This is a genomic window from Cohnella zeiphila (assembly GCF_014212055.1).
Lineage (GTDB): Bacteria > Bacillota > Bacilli > Paenibacillales > Paenibacillaceae > Cohnella > Cohnella zeiphila.
Map to the genome: position 1 here is coordinate 151,916 of NZ_JACJVO010000020.1, position 18,026 is coordinate 169,941.

Annotated in this window: 14 protein-coding genes and 2 riboswitches; of the genes, 11 read left to right on the top strand and 3 right to left on the bottom strand. The window is 59.7% G+C overall.

Going from position 1 to position 18,026, the window contains the following annotated elements:
• The first annotated feature begins 49 nt into the window (after positions 1-49).
• A riboswitch (cyclic di-AMP (ydaO/yuaA leader) is annotated at positions 50-217 on the top strand.
• Between the two features lie 84 nt (positions 218-301).
• The 5 genes from H7C18_RS16450 to H7C18_RS16470 all read left to right on the top strand — a co-directional run bounded on the left by H7C18_RS16450 (position 302) and on the right by H7C18_RS16470 (position 5,895).
• Positions 302-1,645, top strand: coding sequence for a TrkH family potassium uptake protein (locus H7C18_RS16450; protein ID WP_185130172.1), 1,344 nt, complete (start codon positions 302-304; stop codon positions 1,643-1,645).
• 12 nt (positions 1,646-1,657) lie between these two features.
• Positions 1,658-3,001 (top strand): TrkH family potassium uptake protein, encoded by a 1,344-nt coding sequence (locus H7C18_RS16455; protein WP_185130173.1) that lies wholly within the window; start codon positions 1,658-1,660, stop codon positions 2,999-3,001.
• A 16-nt stretch (positions 3,002-3,017) separates the two neighbouring features.
• Positions 3,018-3,680 carry a potassium channel family protein gene (locus H7C18_RS16460; protein WP_185130174.1) on the top strand — a complete coding sequence of 221 codons (663 nt, stop codon included), beginning with the start codon at positions 3,018-3,020 and terminating at the stop codon, positions 3,678-3,680.
• Positions 3,681-3,720: 40 nt separating this feature from the next.
• Positions 3,721-4,977: a cation:proton antiporter gene (locus H7C18_RS16465; RefSeq protein ID WP_185130175.1), complete on the top strand. Its 1,257-nt coding sequence runs from the start codon at positions 3,721-3,723 to the stop codon at positions 4,975-4,977.
• A gap of 63 nt (positions 4,978-5,040) precedes the next feature.
• On the top strand, positions 5,041-5,895 hold the full coding sequence (locus H7C18_RS16470) for a polysaccharide deacetylase family protein (protein WP_185130176.1): 855 nt from the start codon (positions 5,041-5,043) through the stop codon (positions 5,893-5,895).
• A gap of 84 nt (positions 5,896-5,979) precedes the next feature.
• Here the strand turns inward: H7C18_RS16470 and H7C18_RS16475 are convergent, their stop codons facing one another.
• Entirely contained in the window at positions 5,980-6,660 is a 681-nt protein-coding gene (locus tag H7C18_RS16475; protein WP_185130177.1) for a 3D domain-containing protein, read from the bottom strand.
• A gap of 13 nt (positions 6,661-6,673) precedes the next feature.
• Positions 6,674-6,844: riboswitch (cyclic di-AMP (ydaO/yuaA leader) on the bottom strand.
• Positions 6,845-6,941: 97 nt separating this feature from the next.
• Complete coding sequence (locus tag H7C18_RS16480) at positions 6,942-7,895, bottom strand: LysR family transcriptional regulator (protein WP_337913603.1); 954 nt, start codon at positions 7,893-7,895, stop codon at positions 6,942-6,944.
• A 163-nt stretch (positions 7,896-8,058) separates the two neighbouring features.
• On the opposite strand from H7C18_RS16480, the gene H7C18_RS16485 reads away from it, so the two are divergent.
• From H7C18_RS16485 to odhB, 6 genes are all read left to right on the top strand, one after another.
• Positions 8,059-8,730, top strand: a complete 672-nt coding sequence (locus H7C18_RS16485; RefSeq protein ID WP_185130179.1) for a succinate dehydrogenase cytochrome b558 subunit — start codon at positions 8,059-8,061, stop codon at positions 8,728-8,730.
• A gap of 15 nt (positions 8,731-8,745) precedes the next feature.
• Positions 8,746-10,494 carry a succinate dehydrogenase flavoprotein subunit gene (gene sdhA, locus H7C18_RS16490; protein WP_185130180.1) on the top strand — a complete coding sequence of 583 codons (1,749 nt, stop codon included), beginning with the start codon at positions 8,746-8,748 and terminating at the stop codon, positions 10,492-10,494.
• A 13-nt stretch (positions 10,495-10,507) separates the two neighbouring features.
• Complete coding sequence (sdhB, locus tag H7C18_RS16495; protein WP_185130181.1) at positions 10,508-11,272, top strand: succinate dehydrogenase iron-sulfur subunit; 765 nt, start codon at positions 10,508-10,510, stop codon at positions 11,270-11,272.
• A gap of 169 nt (positions 11,273-11,441) precedes the next feature.
• Entirely contained in the window at positions 11,442-12,029 is a 588-nt protein-coding gene (locus H7C18_RS16500) for a thymidine kinase (protein ID WP_185130182.1), read from the top strand.
• A 173-nt stretch (positions 12,030-12,202) separates the two neighbouring features.
• Positions 12,203-15,052: a 2-oxoglutarate dehydrogenase E1 component gene (locus tag H7C18_RS16505; protein WP_185130183.1), complete on the top strand. Its 2,850-nt coding sequence runs from the start codon at positions 12,203-12,205 to the stop codon at positions 15,050-15,052.
• A 5-nt stretch (positions 15,053-15,057) separates the two neighbouring features.
• Entirely contained in the window at positions 15,058-16,329 is a 1,272-nt protein-coding gene (odhB, locus tag H7C18_RS16510; RefSeq protein WP_185130184.1) for a 2-oxoglutarate dehydrogenase complex dihydrolipoyllysine-residue succinyltransferase, read from the top strand.
• A gap of 593 nt (positions 16,330-16,922) precedes the next feature.
• Here the strand turns inward: odhB and H7C18_RS16515 are convergent.
• Positions 16,923-17,999, bottom strand: a complete 1,077-nt coding sequence (locus H7C18_RS16515; protein WP_185130185.1) for a lactonase family protein — start codon at positions 17,997-17,999, stop codon at positions 16,923-16,925.
• Positions 18,000-18,026 lie beyond the last annotated feature (27 nt).

The window sequence follows — 18,026 nt, forward strand, 5'->3', positions numbered from 1 at the left end:
TCGTAGGGACTATAATGCGATGGTAAATGGTTGAGCGTCTACCATTCATCATACTCTCCAGCCGAATTTCTGCAAGAAAACGGGGGAACCATTTGATCGTGCGCGCTTATCGCATTCGATCCCGGGGTGAATTCCGGTGCCATGTACGCGCCGGATAGGGCTGCCTGTTCAGGCCCGAACCCGTCAGCTAACCTCGTAGGCTGTCAAGGAACAGGACTCGTGCGCGATAAGCACTGGAGCTCCAGTGCTTTTTGTTTTGCTCCTTTCCTGCAGTATCTTTCCCAAAATTGGAGGCATCCGCTTGTTTGGCAAATGGAAGGCATGGATCGGCGCCTCGCCGCCGCGGTCGCTGGCGATCGGATTCGCCCTGATCATTGCGGTCGGCACGGTCCTGCTCAAGCTTCCCGTCGCCGTTCGTTCGGGGATCGACTTGAGCTGGCTGAACGCGGCGTTCACCGCCGCTTCGGCCACCTGCGTCACCGGGCTCGTCGTCGTGGACACGGGAACGGCCTTTACTCCGTTCGGTCAAGGAGTCATTCTCGCCCTCGTGCAAGTCGGAGGTCTCGGGTTTATGACCGTCGGCACGGTGTTCGCGTTTTTCCTGAGAAGAAAAGTGTCGCTGCGCGAACGGCTGATTCTGCAGGAGTCGCTGAACCAGGGCAACCTGGAAGGCATCGTCCGGCTTGTCCGCAAGGTCATTCTGTACGCCTTGACGATCGAAGCGGCCGGTTCGCTGCTCTTCGCGCTGCGGTTCATGGAGGATATGAATCCCGGCAAAGCGCTGCTGTACGGCTTATTCCACGGCGTGTCGGTGTTCAACAACGCCGGCTTCGACTTGTTCGGGGAGTTTCGAAGCCTGTCCGCCTACGTCACCGATCCGTTCGTCAATCTGCTGTCGATCGTATTGATCATCCTGGGCAGCCTGGGCTTCGTCGTGTTGGCGGATCTCGTCGACTATCCGATACGGCGCCGGCTGTCGCTGCACTCGAAGGTGGCTTTGTCGATGACGCTGCTGCTAACCGTCGGCGGAGCGATCTTGATTCTTCTTTTCGAGTATACGAACGAGAAGACGCTAGGACCGCTTGGGCCGGGGAGCCAAGCGCTCGCCGCGCTGCTTCATTCCGTTTCTCCGCGTTCCGCCGGGGTCAGCACGCTTGACCTTTCTTCGTTTCGGCAAGCGACGCAGTTTTTGCTGATCTGGCTCATGTTCATCGGCGCGTCCCCTGGTTCGACCGGGGGCGGGATCAAGACGACGACGTTCGCCGTTCTGACGCTGGCGGTCTTGGCTGTCGTTCGCGGCCGTTCGGATATCGTCATCTTCCGAAGCAGGCTGGAGCGGGACCGGGTCTACAAGGCGATTACGGTCACCTTATTTTCGCTGGCTCTCGTGATCGTCGTAACGATGGTTTTGTCCATTACGGAGAATCATACGTTTATGGAAGTGCTGTTCGAGGTCACTTCCGCCTTTACCACATCGGGCCTTTCGCTGGGGCTGACCCAGGACTTGTCCGGGCCCGGCAGAATTCTGATCATGGCTATGATGTTTTTCGGCCGCGTCGGGCCGCTCACGCTGTTTTACGCCATCGGGCCGAAGCCGGGACGTCCGCTGTACCGCTACGCCGAAGGAAAAATCATCATTGGATAGCGAGGTGGGCGCATGTTCGCCAAAGGCATAAGGTGGCTGTACCAATCGCCGCCCAGAACGCTGGTTCTGGGGTTTGCCGCCATTATTTTGATCGGAGCGGTGCTGCTCTCACTTCCCGCCGCCGCCGCGCCGGGGGAGACGACCGGCTGGATCGATGCCTTGTTCACCGCCACGTCGGCGACCTGCGTGACGGGCTTGGTGACGGTTGATACGGGCACTCATTATTCCGTTTTCGGACAGATCGTCATCTTGCTGCTCATTCAAATCGGCGGTCTCGGCTTCATGACGATGGCGACGCTGTTCGCCTTCTTCCTGAAACGCAAAATTTCGCTCAGAGAACGGCTCATTTTGCAGGAAGCGCTGAATCAGTCCAGCATCGAAGGCATCATTCGTCTCGTCCGCCGCGTCGTTTATTACGCGCTGGCGATCGAGGCGGCCGGAGCGATTCTGTTCACCTCCCGGTTCTTGTTCCAGATGCCGCTCGGCAAAGCTGCTTACTACGGCGTATTTCATGCGGTCTCGTTCTTCAACAATGCCGGCTTCGACATCATGGGACAATTCCGCAGCCTGACCGATTACGCAAGCGACCCGCTCGTCAACATCGTGACGATGCTGTTGATCATTTCCGGCGGCCTCGGATTCGTCGTTCTTTCCGACCTGACCGATATCCGGCACAGCCGCCGCCTGTCGCTGCACTCCAAAGTCGTGCTAACCATGACGGGAACGTTGATCCTGGTCGGCGCGGTCGTCATTTTCGCGTTCGAATACAGCAACCCGGCCACCATGAAGCATTTGAGCCTGGGCGGCAAGATTCTGTCCGCGTTCATGCAGTCGGTATCCCCCCGGACCGCCGGAGTCAATACGATCGATCTGGCCGGCCTGCGCCAAGCGACCCAGTTTTTTATGATCGTGCTGATGTTCATCGGCGCGTCGCCGGGCTCGACGGGGGGCGGGATCAAGACGACGACGTTCGCCACGCTGCTCGGGGCCGTCTGGGCCATGATCCGCGGGAAGGAAGACGTCGTCATGTTCAAGCATCGTCTGGCGCAGGAGCGGGTGTACAAGGCGCTGGCCGTTACCCTTCTCTCGCTTACGTTGGTTCTTATCGCCACCATGGTTCTGTCGACGACGGAAGACCATTTTTTCCTGCAAATCCTGTTTGAAGTCACTTCCGCTTTCGGCACGGTCGGGTTGACGATGGGGCTGACCACACAACTGACGCTGGCGGGCAAAATCATTATTATTTTGATGATGTTTATCGGAAGGTTGGGACCGCTGACGCTCGGCTACGCTTTGACGCCGAAGTCGGGACGGGAGCTTTATCGCCACGCCGAAGGCAAAATCATCATCGGGTAGGAGACGAAGAAGAGACATGAAGATGACCCAATTTGTCATTGTCGGGCTGGGCCGGTTCGGTTCCAGCATCGGACGCGAGCTGGTGCTGCTGGGCAACGAGGTGCTCGGCGTCGACCGGGACGAGGAGAAGGTTCAGGAGCTTAGTTCCGTCCTGACGCATACGGTCGTTGCGGACGCTACGGAGGAGGAAGTGCTCCGCTCGGTCGGAGCGCGCAATTTCGACTGCGGCATCGTGGCGATCGGAGACGACATCCAAGCCAGCATTCTGGCGGCCATTCTGCTGAAGGAGCTGGGCGTCAAGAAAGTCGTCGCCAAAGCGGTATCGGAGCTGCACGGAAGAGTGCTGGAGCGGCTCGGCGTCGACCGGGTCATCTATCCGGAACGCGACATGGGGGTCCGGCTTGCGCATCAGCTCGTCTCGCCGAACTTGCTCGATTATATCGAGATCTCCAAGAAGTATACGATCGCGGAGATGGAGGTGCCGTCCTGCCTGACGGGCAAATCGCTGGCGAACGTCAACCCGCGCGGCCGCTACGGCTGCAGCGTGGTGGCCATCAACAAACCGAAGGGCATGATCATCGCTCCGAACGCAGACGATGTGCTGACCGAGAAGGACGTCATGGTCGTCATCGGGACGAACGAGCAGATCGAGCAATTCCAGAATTCGATCCGGCGCTAGGCCGGTATTACCGAGTAGCCTGCTCACTGGAGCTGAATCCATGGAAGACAATGTTATGCAAACCGTTCATCATCTGCTGATCCTGCTTCTGCTCGTCTTCGGAGCGGGCATGATATCCGGACGCCTTGCGGCTTGGCTTCGCGTGCCGGACGTCGTGCTGTTCATCGCGGCGGGCGTGCTGCTGGGCAGCGGGCTGCATTGGATCAGCGAGAGCAGCAGCTCGCTCGTCAGCCAGCTCATTCTGGCCGTCGGCTCTGCGCTTATTCTGTTCGACGGCGGCCGCGGCATCCGATTAAGCGGCTTGAAGGAAGTGGCGATCACGGTGACGCTGCTGAGCATCGTCGGCGTGCTGGTGACGATGGGGGCGACCGGCTTCGTCATCCATTTGGTCTTTGGCCTGGATTGGACGACCTGCCTGCTGATTGGGGCGGTCATCTCCTCGACGGATCCCGCCACCATCATCCCGGTATTCCGGCAGGTCAGCGTGAAGCGGAGGCTCCGCGAGACGGTGGAGAGCGAGTCGGCGTTCAACGACGCGACCGGTTCGATCGTCACGTTCGCGCTGCTTGGCGTCATTACGGGCGGGAGCGGGAGCAAGCTGAACATCGGTTCGCTCGCGGGCGACTTCCTCGTGAACGCGTTCGGCGGGCTGGCCGTCGGCATCGTCTTCGCGCTCGTCGCGCTTTGGCTCGTCGCTCACGACCGTTGGGGCGTGCTCCGCGAGTATACGGCGCTCGCTATGATCGTCGTCGGCATCGGCGCGTATCTGGTCGGCGACCTGATCGGCGTCAGCGGGCTGATGGCCGCTTTCGCCGCAGGAATCGTCTGGGGCAACTCGTCCCTGTTCCGCCTTCCGATGCCGGAGAAAGAGGCGGAGATGGGGCATGTGGCGGACAATGCCACCGTGATGCTGCGAATGCTGATCTTCGTGCTGCTCGGAAGCCAAGTGAATCTTAAGCTTCTCGGCCATTATCTGTGGCCGTCGCTGGCGGTGGCCCTCGCGCTCGTCTTCGTCGCCCGGCCGCTTGCGGTGCTCGCGTCGGCGCTTCCCGACCGGAAGGCGAAGTGGTCGCGGCAGGAGCTGCTGTTCATGTTCTGGGTGCGCGAGACCGGCGTCATTCCGGCGGCGCTGTCCGGCATGATCGTCGCTCGGGGCATCGAAGGGGCGGACCAGCTGTCCGCGGTCGTTTTCATGGCGATCGTGTTCACGATCGTCGTTCAGGCCGGCACGACCGCGCCCTGGGTGCGGAAGCTCGGTTTGGAGCAAACGGAACAAAAAACGAATTTTCCTGAATGAGATGATTCCCTTCCGCCCACGCTAATGGGAGCGCCGGTATCCGATAGGGAGTTGGGAAAACGAATGAGATGGCCTTTGGGGAGGCGGTGCGTCGTTTGGGGCTGCGCCGTCTTTTTGTTGTTTGCGGGAAGCGTGTCGGATGTCGGAGCGATGAGGGCCGCGCTATCGGGCTCGGCGGACGCGGAGGTCGCGGCGCCGGAAGACCAGGAAGCGGTCCGGACTGTGGCGGATCGCGGGCGGAAGCGCGCATCGGGCGGCGATTGGGGCCAGATGCAGCGGCGGTTTCAGGGGGCGTTCGTCCTGTCGGCGCCCCGGGAGACGCGCAAGGTGGCGCTCACATTCGACGACGTGCCCGACGCCCGCTATACGTATCAGGTTTTGAACGTTCTGAAGCAGTATCGCGTTCATGCGACTTTTTTCGTCGTCGGAAGCCGCGTCCGGGGCAATCCCGCCATCGTGCGAAGAATGCACCGGGACGGCCATGCGATCGGCAACCATTCGTACAACCATCCGGCATTTTCGCGTTTGAAGCTGTCGGATATGAAAGATCAGATCGCCCGTACCGAAGCCGCCGTCCGGGACACGGTCGGATTCGCCCCCCGCTTCATTCGTCCTCCGTACGGCGAGATCACTTCCAGGCAGATGGCGTGGGCTCGGGCGAACGGGTATACGGTCGTCAATTGGGACGTCGACTCGCTGGATTGGCGGCAGTTGAAGGCGCAGACGGTGCTGAACAACGTGACCAAGTCGGTCAAGCCCGGCTCGATCATCCTGCTCCACGCGGGCGGAGGAAAGGGGCAGAACTTGCACGGGACCGTAGAGGCGCTGCCGAAGCTGATCAAGTGGCTGCGCAGCAACGGGTACGAGCCGGTCACCATCCCCGAGCTTCTGGGACAGTCCGAGTCCCGGAGAAGCTGAAGGAAGGAGCTTATCAACCGGCTTGCCGACATCGAAAGCAGCAAAAAAGCTCCGGCAAAAGCGCCGGAGCCTTCCATGTCCCGCTTAATTAAGTACGTAGAGCTTGACGTTCTGGAACCCGAATGTCGAGACTTTCGCCGGGGTGCCGGGAATGAAAATGTCGATGCGGTTGCCGACGATGGCGCTTCCTTTGTCGGTAGCCTTGGCGACCATGCCCCCCTCCGGCAAACCGTCGAAGCTATAGCCGGCAATGAACACTTTCGATCCGAGCGGAATGACCTTCGGGTCGACGGCGATCGTTCCGAGCTTGAGCGGATTGCCGAAATAATCGACGGCGCCCCAGCCCCCGTTCTCATCGGCGGCGGAAGAGTAGGCGGAAGCCTTCATGTCGATCACCTTGGAGAACGTCAGCGCTTGGCCGGCGGACGTCGTCACCGTTTTCGCCGCCGGCGCGGAGGCGACCTCGGCTTTCAACGTTTGGACTTTGGCTGCCGCCGCGGGCTTGGCCGCGGCGGCGGTCGCTTTGGCGGGAATCGTCAGCTTGAGTCCCGCGTAGATGTTTCGGGGATTGACCTTGGGGTTGGCGTCCATCAACTTTTGCATCGGAACGCCGAATTTCTTGGACAGCGTCCAGAAGGTGTCGTTGTTCGTCGCCGTGTAGCTCGTGGCGGCGAAAGCGGATACGGCGGGCAGCAGAAGCGCGCCGCCGAGCGCCAGCGACATCGCTCTCAGAGCGAGCTTGGATTTCCGGGCATCGTTAGCCATCGATTGCGTATGTTCCTCCTTTAGAAACATGCCGGCGAGGTTAGTTGTCGGGTTCGAGCCAGGAGTCGGCCCTGCGCGTTCCGTGCGGACGCGGTTCACCCCAAGCGCCTCGAAGCGAGCTTCGGCGAGCGCGGACGTTCAAGTCCCCCGCACCTTGCGAACAAGGTTTTGGCAGAATAGAGCCATGGAAATCGCTTCCTCAGTCGTTTCCGGCTCACTAGAGAGGATAACATAGCCTCCGGCGCGCGCGGAACCGGTAACATTACCCAAGCCGCCGGCCCTCATGACCCGGGAGCGTCGGACTCCCGGCCTCTTCGGGCGAAAAAGGCGATCGTTTCCTCGATTAAGTAGCGGGTCGAAGCCGCCAGCCATTCGGGGTTTCCGTGAATGAGGGAAGTCGTGCGCTTGGCCAGCTCCAATTCCTTGATGCGGACGACGTAAAGCTCGTTGTCTTCCAGAAGCTGCGGGCGCAGGTACGATTTGGGCAGCAGCGTTCCGGCCCGGCAAGCGGACAGGAGGCGCACGATCGCTTCGAACGAGTCGATCTCCATCCGCACGTCGGGCTTCAAGCCATATTGCCGAAACAGTTCGTCGGTCATCGTCCGGTACCACGTTCCGGGGGCGAACAGGATCATCGGCAGGTCGTTCAGGTCGGCCATCGAAAGCTGCGTTCTCTCCAATATATAATGCGTTCGCGGAAGCACCAGCATCAGGATGTCGTCGAACAGAGGGATGCTCGTCACCGACTCGTCCTCCACCGAGGAGGCGACGATGCCGAAGTCGACCTTCCGTTCCTTCACCAGCGTGGCGATCTCGTGGGACTTGCCGGTAATCGCCTTGATCTCCAGGTTCGGATGCTTCTCGGTCATCGCGGTGATGAGGCCGGGGAGCGTCGTCTGCAGCGTCGTCAGACTGGCGCCGATCGTGGCGACCGGAGCCTCTTCGGATTTGAAGGCGTTCAACCGCTGCAGGAATTCTCCGTGAAACCTTCGGAGCTCCAGCGCGAATTCGTACGTGAGCTGTCCCGCCGGCGTCAGCTCCAGCCGCTTGCCGATGCGGCGGAACAGGTCGATGCCCAGCTCTCTCTCCAGCCGGGCGATTCTTCTCGACAGCGCCGGTTGGGTAACGTTCAACCGTTCCGCCGCCTTGTTCAGGCTCGTATGCTCCACAACCGTTGCCAACAACCTTATATCTTCAAGCATCGAAATCATCCCTTTTCGCATATGCATTTTCATTATATGTTTTTATGAAAAATAAGCAGTTCCATTATAAGCGAAAATAGAGTAACCTAGAAAGCGTGACGAAATGGTGACGTTTGGAAAATGCTGTCTTATCACGGCGAGCTGCCAATAACGCCAACCATAATCGAACGGATGCGAAAGGAGAACGCACAACGACATGAGTGGAAATTCGTACTACTCCCGCAAGCTTCACTCGCTGCTCGGAGTCATTCCGTTGGGGCTTTTTTTCATTGAGCACGCCCTGACGAATTACTCCGCGTTCGAGGGGGGGCCGGAGAAATTCCAGAAGAGCGTTCATGGTCTGCACGATCTGCCGCTTATTTTCTTCCTGGAGCTGATCCTGATCTGGCTTCCGATTCTTTACCACGGCGTATATGGCCTCTACTTGGCGTTCACGTCGAATCTGAACACGAGCCGGTTTAGTTATGGCCGCAACTGGGCGTTCGCATTCCAGCGGATCTCGGGCGTGATCACCTTTATCTTCGTGATCTGGCACCTGTGGCAGATCCGGGTGCAGGTGGCTCTCGGCCAACTGACGATCGACGAGTTCGGAGCGAAAATGCACGAGATCATGAACAACCCGGCTTTTTTCGTCCTGTATTTGATCGGCGTCCTGGCAGCGACCTTCCACTTCTCCAACGGCTTGTGGGCGTTCCTGGTCAGCTGGGGAATTACGGTCGGACCGCGGGCGCAGCGCGTATCTTCCCGCGTATGCATGGTCATTTTCGTGATCATGGCCGTTTTGTTCATTCTGTCGATGGCGGCGTTCCGCGGCGACGATTTCGCATCGGCTTCCGCAGCGCTCGGTACGCTGCGGCAATTGAGTTAAGAGGAGGGACACCTAATGGCGAATCAAAAACTTATAATCGTCGGAGGCGGCTTGGCCGGCCTGATGGCGACCGTCAAGGCGGCGGAAGCCGGCATGCGGGTCGATCTTTTCTCGGTCGTTCCGGTCAAGCGGTCCCACTCCGTATGCGCTCAAGGCGGCATCAACGGAGCAGTCAATACGAAGGGCGAAGGGGACTCCCCATGGGAGCACTTTGACGATACGGTATACGGCGGCGACTTCCTGGCGAACCAACCGCCGGTCAAGGCGATGTGCGAAGCGGCTCCGGGCATCATTCACCTGATGGACCGGATGGGCGTTATGTTCAGCCGCACGCCGGAAGGCCTGCTCGACTTCCGCCGGTTCGGCGGCACGCAATACCACCGCACGGCGTTCGCGGGCGCGACGACCGGCCAGCAGCTGCTGTATGCGCTGGACGAGCAAGTGCGCCGCTGGGAAGCGGCCGGGCTGGTGCAGAAGTTCGAGCATTGGGAGTTCACGTCGGTCGTCATCGACGACGAGGGGATCTGCCGCGGCATTACGGCGCAGAGCCTGCGCAGCATGGAAGTCAAGGCGTTCCGCGGCGACGCGGTCATCATGGCGTCCGGCGGCCCCGGCATCATTTTCGGCAAGACGACGAATTCGGTCATCAACACCGGCACGGCGGCGAGCGCGATTTATCAGCAAGGCGTCTACTACGCGAACGGCGAGATGATCCAGATTCATCCGACGGCCATTCCCGGCGACGACAAGAACCGCCTGATGAGCGAGTCGGCGCGCGGCGAAGGCGGCCGGATCTGGACGTACAAGGACGGCAAGCCGTGGTACTTCCTCGAAGAGAAGTATCCGGCCTACGGCAACCTGGTGCCCCGCGATATCGCGACGCGCGAAATTTTCGACGTCTGCGTCAACCAGAAGCTCGGCATTGACGGAGAGAACAAGGTTTATCTCGACCTCTCCCATAAGGACCCGAAGGAGCTGGAAGTCAAGCTCGGCGGGATCATCGAGATCTACGAGAAGTTCACGGGAGACGATCCCCGGAAGATTCCGATGAAGATCTTCCCGGCGGTCCACTATTCGATGGGCGGACTCTGGGTCGACTATAATCAGATGACCAACATTCCGGGCCTGTTCGCTTGCGGCGAATGCGATTACCAATATCACGGCGCGAACCGTCTCGGCGCGAACTCGCTGTTGTCCGCCATCTTCGGCGGCATGATTACCGGACCGAAGGCGATCGAATATATCAAGGGTCTCAAGAAGTCGGCGGAGGACATCTCCGACAGCCCGTTCAACGCCGAAACGAAGAAGCAGGCGGACAAGTACGAATCCATCCTCAAGATGGACGGAACGGAGAATGCTTATCTCCTGCACAAGGAGCTTGGCGAATGGATGACGAACAACATGACCGTCGTCCGCTTCAACGACAAGCTGCAGCAGACGATCGACAAGATCAAGGAGCTCAAACAGCGCTACAAGAAGATCAACATTAACGATACGGCCCAATGGAACAACGCCGGGGTTGCGTTCACCCGGCAGCTTTGGAATATGCTGGAGCTGGCCGAAGCGATGACGGTCGGCGCGCTGCTTCGCGACGAGAGCCGCGGCGCGCACTACAAGCCGGAATTTCCCGAGCGGAACGACGAAGATTTTCTCAAGACGACCAAGGCGAAATGGACGCCGGAAGGCCCGCAAATTTCGTACGAAGACGTCGATATTTCCCTGATCACGCCGCGGAAGCGCGACTATACTACCAATAAGCACTAAGGAGGGGTAAGCGATGGCTGAGACGGCTACCGCCCAACGCACCGTCAGATTCATCATCACGCGCCAGGACAAACCGGACGCGGCTCCCTATACGGAGGAATTCGACATTCCGTACCGCTCGAACATGAACGTGATCAGCGCGCTGATGGAGATTCAGCGCAATCCGGTCAAAGCCGACGGCACGAAGACGACGCCGGTCGTCTGGGAATCCAACTGTCTCGAGGAAGTATGCGGCGCCTGTTCGATGGTCATCAACGGCAAGCCGCGGCAAGCATGCTCCGCGCTGATCGACAAGCTGGAGCAGCCGATCCGCATCGCGCCGATGTCGACGTTCCCGGTCGTCCGCGACCTCGTCATCAACCGCGAGCGCATGTTCCAGGCGCTGAAGCGCGTCAAGGCGTGGATCCCGATCGACGGCACCTACGATCTCGGCCCGGGCCCCCGGATGGCCGAGACGAAGCGCCAATGGGCTTACGAGCTGTCCAAGTGCATGACATGCGGCGTCTGCCTGGAAGCTTGCCCGAACGTGAACGACCGCTCCAGCTTCATCGGACCGGCGCCGATCTCGCAAGTGCGTCTGTTCAACGCCCATCCGACGGGCGAGATGAACGCCGACGAGCGCCTGGACGCCCTCATGGAGGACGGCGGCATCGAAGGCTGCGGCAACTCGCAGAACTGCGTGCGCTCCTGCCCGAAGGGCATTCCGCTCACGACGTCGATCGCGGCGATCAACCGGGATACCACCAAGCGGCTGTTCCGCAAGTGGCTCACCAATTAACCGAACGCCTTCTTTCCAGACCCCGCCGCAGCTCCGGCCGCGCGGGGTTTTTTGGCGCATTTATCTCGCAATCTCGGCGGTTACGGGCGGCACTCGCGGACGCCTGTTGGAGATTGTCGGAATTTCGGTATAATAGAATTTGGCTGTCTGGAGAAAGGAGGTTGCCGCTTTGGCCCAACTGTATTACAAGTACGGAACGATGAACAGCGGCAAGTCCTTCGAGATCATCAAAGTGGCTCATAATTACGAGGAGCAGGGCAAGCCCGTCGTCATCTTCGCTCCCGCGATCGACACCCGAAGCGGAAGCGAACGGATCGGCTCGCGAACCGGCATGACGCGGCCGGCGCTGCCGGTCGACGAGGGAACCGACTTATACGAGAAAGTAAAAGAGCAGCTTGCAAGCGAGAGGATCTACTGCGTTCTCGTCGACGAAGCCCAATTTTTGAAGGAGCGCCACGTCATCCAGCTGACGAAAATCGTCGACGAGCTGGAGGTTCCGGTGATGGCGTTCGGTCTCAAAAACGATTTTCAGAACCGGCTGTTCGAAGGAAGCTACTATTTGCTCGTCTACGCCGACAAGATCGAAGAGGTCAAGACGATCTGCTGGCATTGCGACCGCAAGGCGACGATGGTCATCCGCTACAAGGACGGCGTGCCGGTCAATGAAGGCGACCAGATCCAGATCGGCGGGAACGAAGACTACAAGCCCGTCTGCAGGAAGTGCTACCGGAGGGCATTCGATTCCGGAGCCGGTTGATGCCGTACGGAGAACGCTCGCTCCGGTGTCCTCGCAAAGATTGTTCTCATTCCGAGATGATACCGATAGGAAACGATTATTTTTTTCGCGAGGCAGGTTATACTATAATTTCTAATTGATGATTGCTTAAGCGACCTGGATTGTGACTAATCAGGATACCGAGGGGTAGGAACATGCCGACAGCAGAGCGAAATTGGGAATCTTTTTATGGTCAAAACTTAGGGTATATTCAGGAGCAGTACGAGCGGTATTTGCAAGACCCCGACTCCGTAGAGCCGGAGTACCGCGAACTGTTCGCGACGAGAGGGGCTCCGCCGCTGGACGAAGCCGGCACTGCGCCCGCGGTTTCGGTTCGGACGGACGCCGCATCGTTGAAGCATGCGGTCGCCGCCGGCAAGCTCGTGTGGAACATCCGGGCTTACGGGCATCTGGCCTCCGATATCGATCCGCTGGACGTCAGCCCGAAAGCGAGCGCGCGCGTGCTTGAACCGCAAACGTACGGCCTCCAGCCGTCCGATCTCGCGGCGCTGCCCGCGGAGCTGGTATGGGAAGGCGCTCCGCCGGAGCTGAACAACGGCTGGGAAGCGATTCAGAAGCTGCTTCAGGCGTACACGGGGACGCTGGCATTCGAATTCAGCCACGTACACGACGAGAAGGAACGGAAATGGCTGAACGATTATGCGGAGAAGTTCATTCCCACGCAGAAGCTGAACGCCGAAGAACGCCGCAAGCTGATGAAGCGTCTGGTCGAAGCCGAGCAGTTCGAGGATTTCCTCCAGCGGACTTTCGTCGGAGCGAAGCGCTTCTCGGTCGAAGGCAACGACGCGCTTGTCGCGCTTGTCGACGAGATCGTGCACGAATTGACGAACGACGGAGTCAGCCACATCTCGATGGGGATGGCTCATCGCGGCCGTTTGAACGTGCTCGCTCACGTTTTGGAGAAGCCTTATATCAAGATTTTCTCGGAATTCCATCATTCCACGAACAAGAATGTCAGCCCGTCCGAAGGATCGATCGGCATCAACTACGGATGGTCGGGCGACGTAAAATATCATCTGGGCGCGAATCGTTCGATCAAGACCGGCAGAACGGTAGAGACTCGCCTGACGCTGGCCAACAACCCGAGCCATCTGGAATACGTCAACCCCGTCGTCCAAGGCTTCGCTAGAGCGGCTCAGGAAGACCGCAGCAAGGCCGGCTTCCCGGTCCGGGACGAGGAGAGCGCGGCTTCCATCGTCATTCACGGCGACGCGGCGTTCCCGGGCGAAGGCATCGTCGCCGAGACGATGAACTTGAGCCAGCTGAACGGCTATCGCATCGGCGGAACGATTCACGTGATCGCGAACAACAAGATCGGATTTACGACCGAGAGCGCGGACTCCCGCTCGACGCATTACGCCAGCGACGTGGCCAAAGGCTATGAAATTCCGATCGTCCACGTCAATGCCGACGATCCCGAGGCATGCATCGCGGCTGCCCGGATGGCAAGCGAGTATCGTCGCCTGTTCAAAAAAGACTTCCTGATCGACTTGATCGGCTACCGCCGCTACGGCCATAACGAGACGGACGATCCGGAGACGACCCAACCGCTTCTTTACAAGAAGATCAAGGCGCATCCGACGGTCAGCCGGCTGTATGCCGACAAGCTGATCGCCCGAGGCGCGTTTACCGAGCAGGAATACGATCAGATCAAGAGCGGGGTCGTGGATCGGCTCAAGGAAGCTTACGAAGAGATGAAGCAGCGCGAAGGCCAGGAAGCCGTTCATCAGACGCCGCCTCCGCTGGGCTCGGCCGATAAGGTTGACGCCGCTACGGCCGTCGATCTGGAGAAGCTCCGCGCCATCAACGAAGACCTGCTCCATTGGCCGGAAGGCTTCAAAGTCTATCCGAAGCTGCAGAAGATTCTGGAGCGCCGCCGGAATGCGCTGAACGACGGCGAGAAAGTCGATTGGGGCCAAGCCGAGGCGCTGGCGTTCGCATCGATTCTGTCCGACGGCACGCCGATCCGCATCACCGGTCAGGACGCGGAACGCGCTACGTTCGCTTTCCGCAACCTGATCCTGCACGATCCGGATTCCGGCGATCTGTTCTGTCCGCTGCATCAGTTGCCGCAGGCGCAAGCTTCCTTCGCCATTCATAACAGCCCGCTGTCCGAATCGGCTGTACTTGGCTTCGAGTACGGGTACAACGTCTACTCGCCGGAGACAATGGTGATCTGGGAAGCGCAATACGGCGACTTCAGCAATGTCGCGCAAGTGCTGATCGACCAATTCATCTCTTCGGGCCGGTCGAAGTGGTCCGAGAAATCCGGTCTGGTCATGCTTCTGCCGCACGGCTACGAGGGCGCGGGCCCCGAGCATTCCAGCGCCCGACTCGAACGCTACCTGCAGCTTTGCGCGGAAGAGAATTGGACGGTCGCGAACCTGAGCAGCTCCGCCCAGTACTTCCATCTGCTTCGCCGTCAGGCTTCCCTGCTCGGAACCGACGACGCTCGGCCGCTCGTTCTGATGGCTCCGAAGAGCCTGATCCGCAATCCGCGGGTCGCCTCCTCTCCGGATCAATTCGCGAACGGTTCCTTCCGCGCCGTGCTGGAGCAAGCCGGCCTCGGCGAGAAGAAAGACCGCGTCGAACGTCTGGTGCTTTGCACCGGCAAGGTGTCCATCGACCTGGAGGACGCGCTGGATAAGGCAAGCGGCGAAGACAAAGACTGGGTGCATATCGTTCGCGTAGAGCAGTTGTACCCGTTCCCGGCGAAGGAGATCGCCGAAATCATCGCCCGCTTCCCGAACCTGAAGGAGATCGTCTGGGTTCAGGAAGAGCCCCGCAACATGGGGGCCTGGAACTTCGTCGAGCCGAGAATCCGCGAGATCGCTCCGGCCGGCGCCGACGTCCAATATATCGGCCGTCCGGAACGTTCGAGCCCGGCAAGCGGCTTCCAGCAAGTTCACGCATTCGAGCAGCAATTCATCGTCGCTCAATCGCTTAAGCCGAGACCGACGTTGATTCATAACCTGGGGAGGTAGCAGCAGTGCAACAGATCACAGTACCGGCAATGGGCGAATCGATTACGGAAGGAACCATCGCGAGATGGGCCGTTAAAGTCGGAGACGCGGTTAAGCAAGGCGACCTGCTCCTCGAACTGGAGACCGACAAAGTAAACCTGGAAATCAGCGCCGAGCAAGACGGCGTGATCGAAGAGATTACCCGCCAGGAAGGCGATACCGTGCAAATCGGCGAAGTCGTCGGCGTTATCGGCGCCGGCAGCGGCGCGCCGGCTGCTCCGGCCCAAGCGGCTGCGGCAGCACCGGCTCCGAGCGCTCCCGCGCCGGCCGCTAGCGCTCCTGCACCGGCAGCCGCTCCGGCTCCCGCAGCGGCTCCGGCCGCTTCTTCCGCGGCGATCCCGGCGGCAACGCCGGCTGCTCGCAAGCTGGCTCGCGAGCAGGGCATCGACCTGAGCGCGACCCCGGCGCGCGACCCGCTCGGCCGCGTTTATCCGGCCGACGTTCGGGCCGCCGGCTCCGCCCCGGCCGCTTCGGCTCCGGCCGCACCGGCAGCCGCTCCGAAGGCCGCCGGCGCAGACGAATTCAACCCGGCGAAGCCCGCCGAGCGCAAGAAGATGTCGCGCCGCCGCTTGACCATCGCGAAGCGTCTGGTCGAAGCCCAGCATACGGCCGCCATGCTGACGACGTTCAACGAAGTCGACATGACCGCGATTATGGACGTCCGCAAGCGTCGCAAAGATTCGTTCAAAGAGAAGAATGAAGTGAACCTTGGCTTCATGTCCTTCTTCACCAAAGCGGTTGTCGGCGCTTTGAAGAAGTTCCCGCTGCTGAACGCCGAGATCGACGGCGAAGACATTATCGCCAAGAAGTTCTACGATATCGGGATCGCCGTCGCCGCTAAAGAGGGCCTCGTCGTTCCGGTCGTCCGCGATGCGGACAAGCTCGGCTTCGCCGAGATCGAGCGGTCCATCGCCGATTTGGCCGCCAAAGCGCGCTCCAACTCGCTGGGCTTGACCGATCTGCAAGGCGGCACGTTCACTATTACGAACGGCGGCACGTTCGGTTCGCTGCTGTCGACGCCGATTCTGAACGCTCCTCAAGTCGGCATTCTCGGCATGCACAAGATCCAATACCGGCCGGTTGCGATCAACAACAATACCGAGATCGCCATTCGTCCGATGATGTACGTCGCCCTTTCCTACGACCACCGCATCGTCGACGGCGCCGAAGCCGTCCAATTCCTGGTCAAGGTCAAGGAATTGCTTGAAGACCCGGAAACGCTGCTTCTCGAAGGCTGATCCGGCGCATAACTTCTAAACAAGCCGCGCTGCAGGTCCTTGGACCGAGCGCGGCTTTTTTCGTGTGTGTATCGGACCCGGCTTCGCCTGCTTCGAAATCCCGTTTGCTCAGGAATCGAGGCTTATATCCCTCTTTTTTGCCTTGCATTCGAAATCCCCTTCGCTCAGGAAAGTGAAGTTTACTTTCCGGCGTGGGTGCAAAGGCCGTTGGAAGGTTCCTGTCCGCGCTCCCGGTCCGCGGGTCTCGATATCCAGGACGGTTGGCAAAACAGCTCCAGGAAATCCGTATCCGAGGAAGCTGAGCAATGATGCCCCTGAGCGAAGGAAATTTCGAAGATAAGGAACGGAGAAGAGATCCTGGTCCTCGTCCTGAGCGAAGGGGATTTCGAAGATAAGGAACGGAGAAGAGATCCATGGTCCTCGTCCTGAGCGAAGGGGATTTCGATGTTAAGCAGAAAAAGAAGATTTTGAGGAAAGAAAAAAAAGGGGGGAGCAAGAAGGCGAGAGCGAGCGGGAATGAAGCGGGAGGGAAAGCCCCACGCAACCTACAGTGACGGTTGATTGGTATGAAGCTTTCCCTCTAACGGAGTCCCTTAGTCCAAGCTGGCAAACTGGACGCAGACCGGCTTGGAACCATGCCATTCGCTTCCGGTCGGTTGAAGCTTGCCGGTATTCGCGTCGCGGGAGAAGGTGACGACGTTGTCGGAGTCGCGGTTGGCGACCAGCACGAAGCGTCCGTCCGGCGACAGGGCAAAGTTGCGCGGGTGGCCGCCTAACGTTGAGGCATGCTCAACGAGCGTCAGGCTGCCGTTCGCGAAGTCGACGGCGTAAACCGCCAGGCTGTCGTGGCCGCGGTTGGAGCCGTACACGAACTTGCCGTCCGGGGACAGGTGGATGTCCGCGCAGGCGTTGTCTCCGGCGTAGCCTTCCGGCAGCGTCGAGACGGTCTGGATCACGTCGAGCCTGCCGGCTTCCAAGTCGTAAGCGTAGACGGTTATCGTGCTGTTCAGCTCGTTAATGCCATAACCGTAGGGCAGAGACGGATGGAACGCGAAATGGCGCGGTCCGGATCCGGGCGCTATGCTTGTCTCCCCATGGGGAAGGAGCTTTTGGCCCGGAACGTCAAGCTTGTACACGATCAGCTTGTCGAGCCCCAGATCGGAAGCGATCGCGTACCGGTTGGCCGGATCGACGGTTACCGAATGGGCGCGAGCTTGGCTTTGGACGGGCAAAACGCTGGCGCCTTCGTGCCGGTGAAGATCGGAGAGCGGACCGATGCGTCCGTCTTCCAGCAAAGGAGACAAGCCGACAAGGCCGCCGTGGTAGCTGGAGACCATGACGCATTGGCGGGAATGGTCCAGCGAAATGTGGCAGGTCGGGGCCGAGACCGTTATCTCGTCGTTCAGACGCTCCAGGGCTCCGGAATCCGGATCGAACCGAAAAGCGGCAGCAGCGCCGACGCGCCGTCCCTCGCCGTTTTCCTTTTCGAATATCGCATATATTCGGCTTGCCGTCTCGTCCATGGCGAGGAAAGTCGGATTTTTCAATCCATCCGCCTGGTCGAGTTGTTGCAGCGTCCCCTCTTTTTCGTCGAATGCGCAGGCATATAGGCCGGGCCCGTTTTCTTCCGCATAGGAACCTATAAATACGAACTGTTTTCCTTCCGCCATCTCGGGCGCACCTCCATCCTTCTTTTT

Bases quoted from the DNA above. Each gene is read 5' to 3' on its own strand.
- H7C18_RS16475 (WP_185130177.1), bottom strand. From the start codon at position 6,660: ATGGCTAACGATGCCCGGAAATCCAAGCTCGCTCTGAGAGCGATGTCG.
- H7C18_RS16515 (WP_185130185.1), bottom strand. From the start codon at position 17,999: ATGGCGGAAGGAAAACAGTTCGTATTTATAGGTTCCTATGCGGAAGAA.
- sdhA (WP_185130180.1), top strand. From the start codon at position 8,746: ATGGCGAATCAAAAACTTATAATCGTCGGAGGCGGCTTGGCCGGCCTG.
- H7C18_RS16485 (WP_185130179.1), top strand. From the start codon at position 8,059: ATGAGTGGAAATTCGTACTACTCCCGCAAGCTTCACTCGCTGCTCGGA.
- H7C18_RS16465 (WP_185130175.1), top strand. From the start codon at position 3,721: ATGGAAGACAATGTTATGCAAACCGTTCATCATCTGCTGATCCTGCTT.
- sdhB (WP_185130181.1), top strand. From the start codon at position 10,508: ATGGCTGAGACGGCTACCGCCCAACGCACCGTCAGATTCATCATCACG.
- H7C18_RS16505 (WP_185130183.1), top strand. From the start codon at position 12,203: ATGCCGACAGCAGAGCGAAATTGGGAATCTTTTTATGGTCAAAACTTA.
- H7C18_RS16470 (WP_185130176.1), top strand. From the start codon at position 5,041: ATGAGATGGCCTTTGGGGAGGCGGTGCGTCGTTTGGGGCTGCGCCGTC.
- H7C18_RS16460 (WP_185130174.1), top strand. From the start codon at position 3,018: ATGAAGATGACCCAATTTGTCATTGTCGGGCTGGGCCGGTTCGGTTCC.
- H7C18_RS16480 (WP_337913603.1), bottom strand. From the start codon at position 7,895: ATGAAAATGCATATGCGAAAAGGGATGATTTCGATGCTTGAAGATATA.
- H7C18_RS16455 (WP_185130173.1), top strand. From the start codon at position 1,658: ATGTTCGCCAAAGGCATAAGGTGGCTGTACCAATCGCCGCCCAGAACG.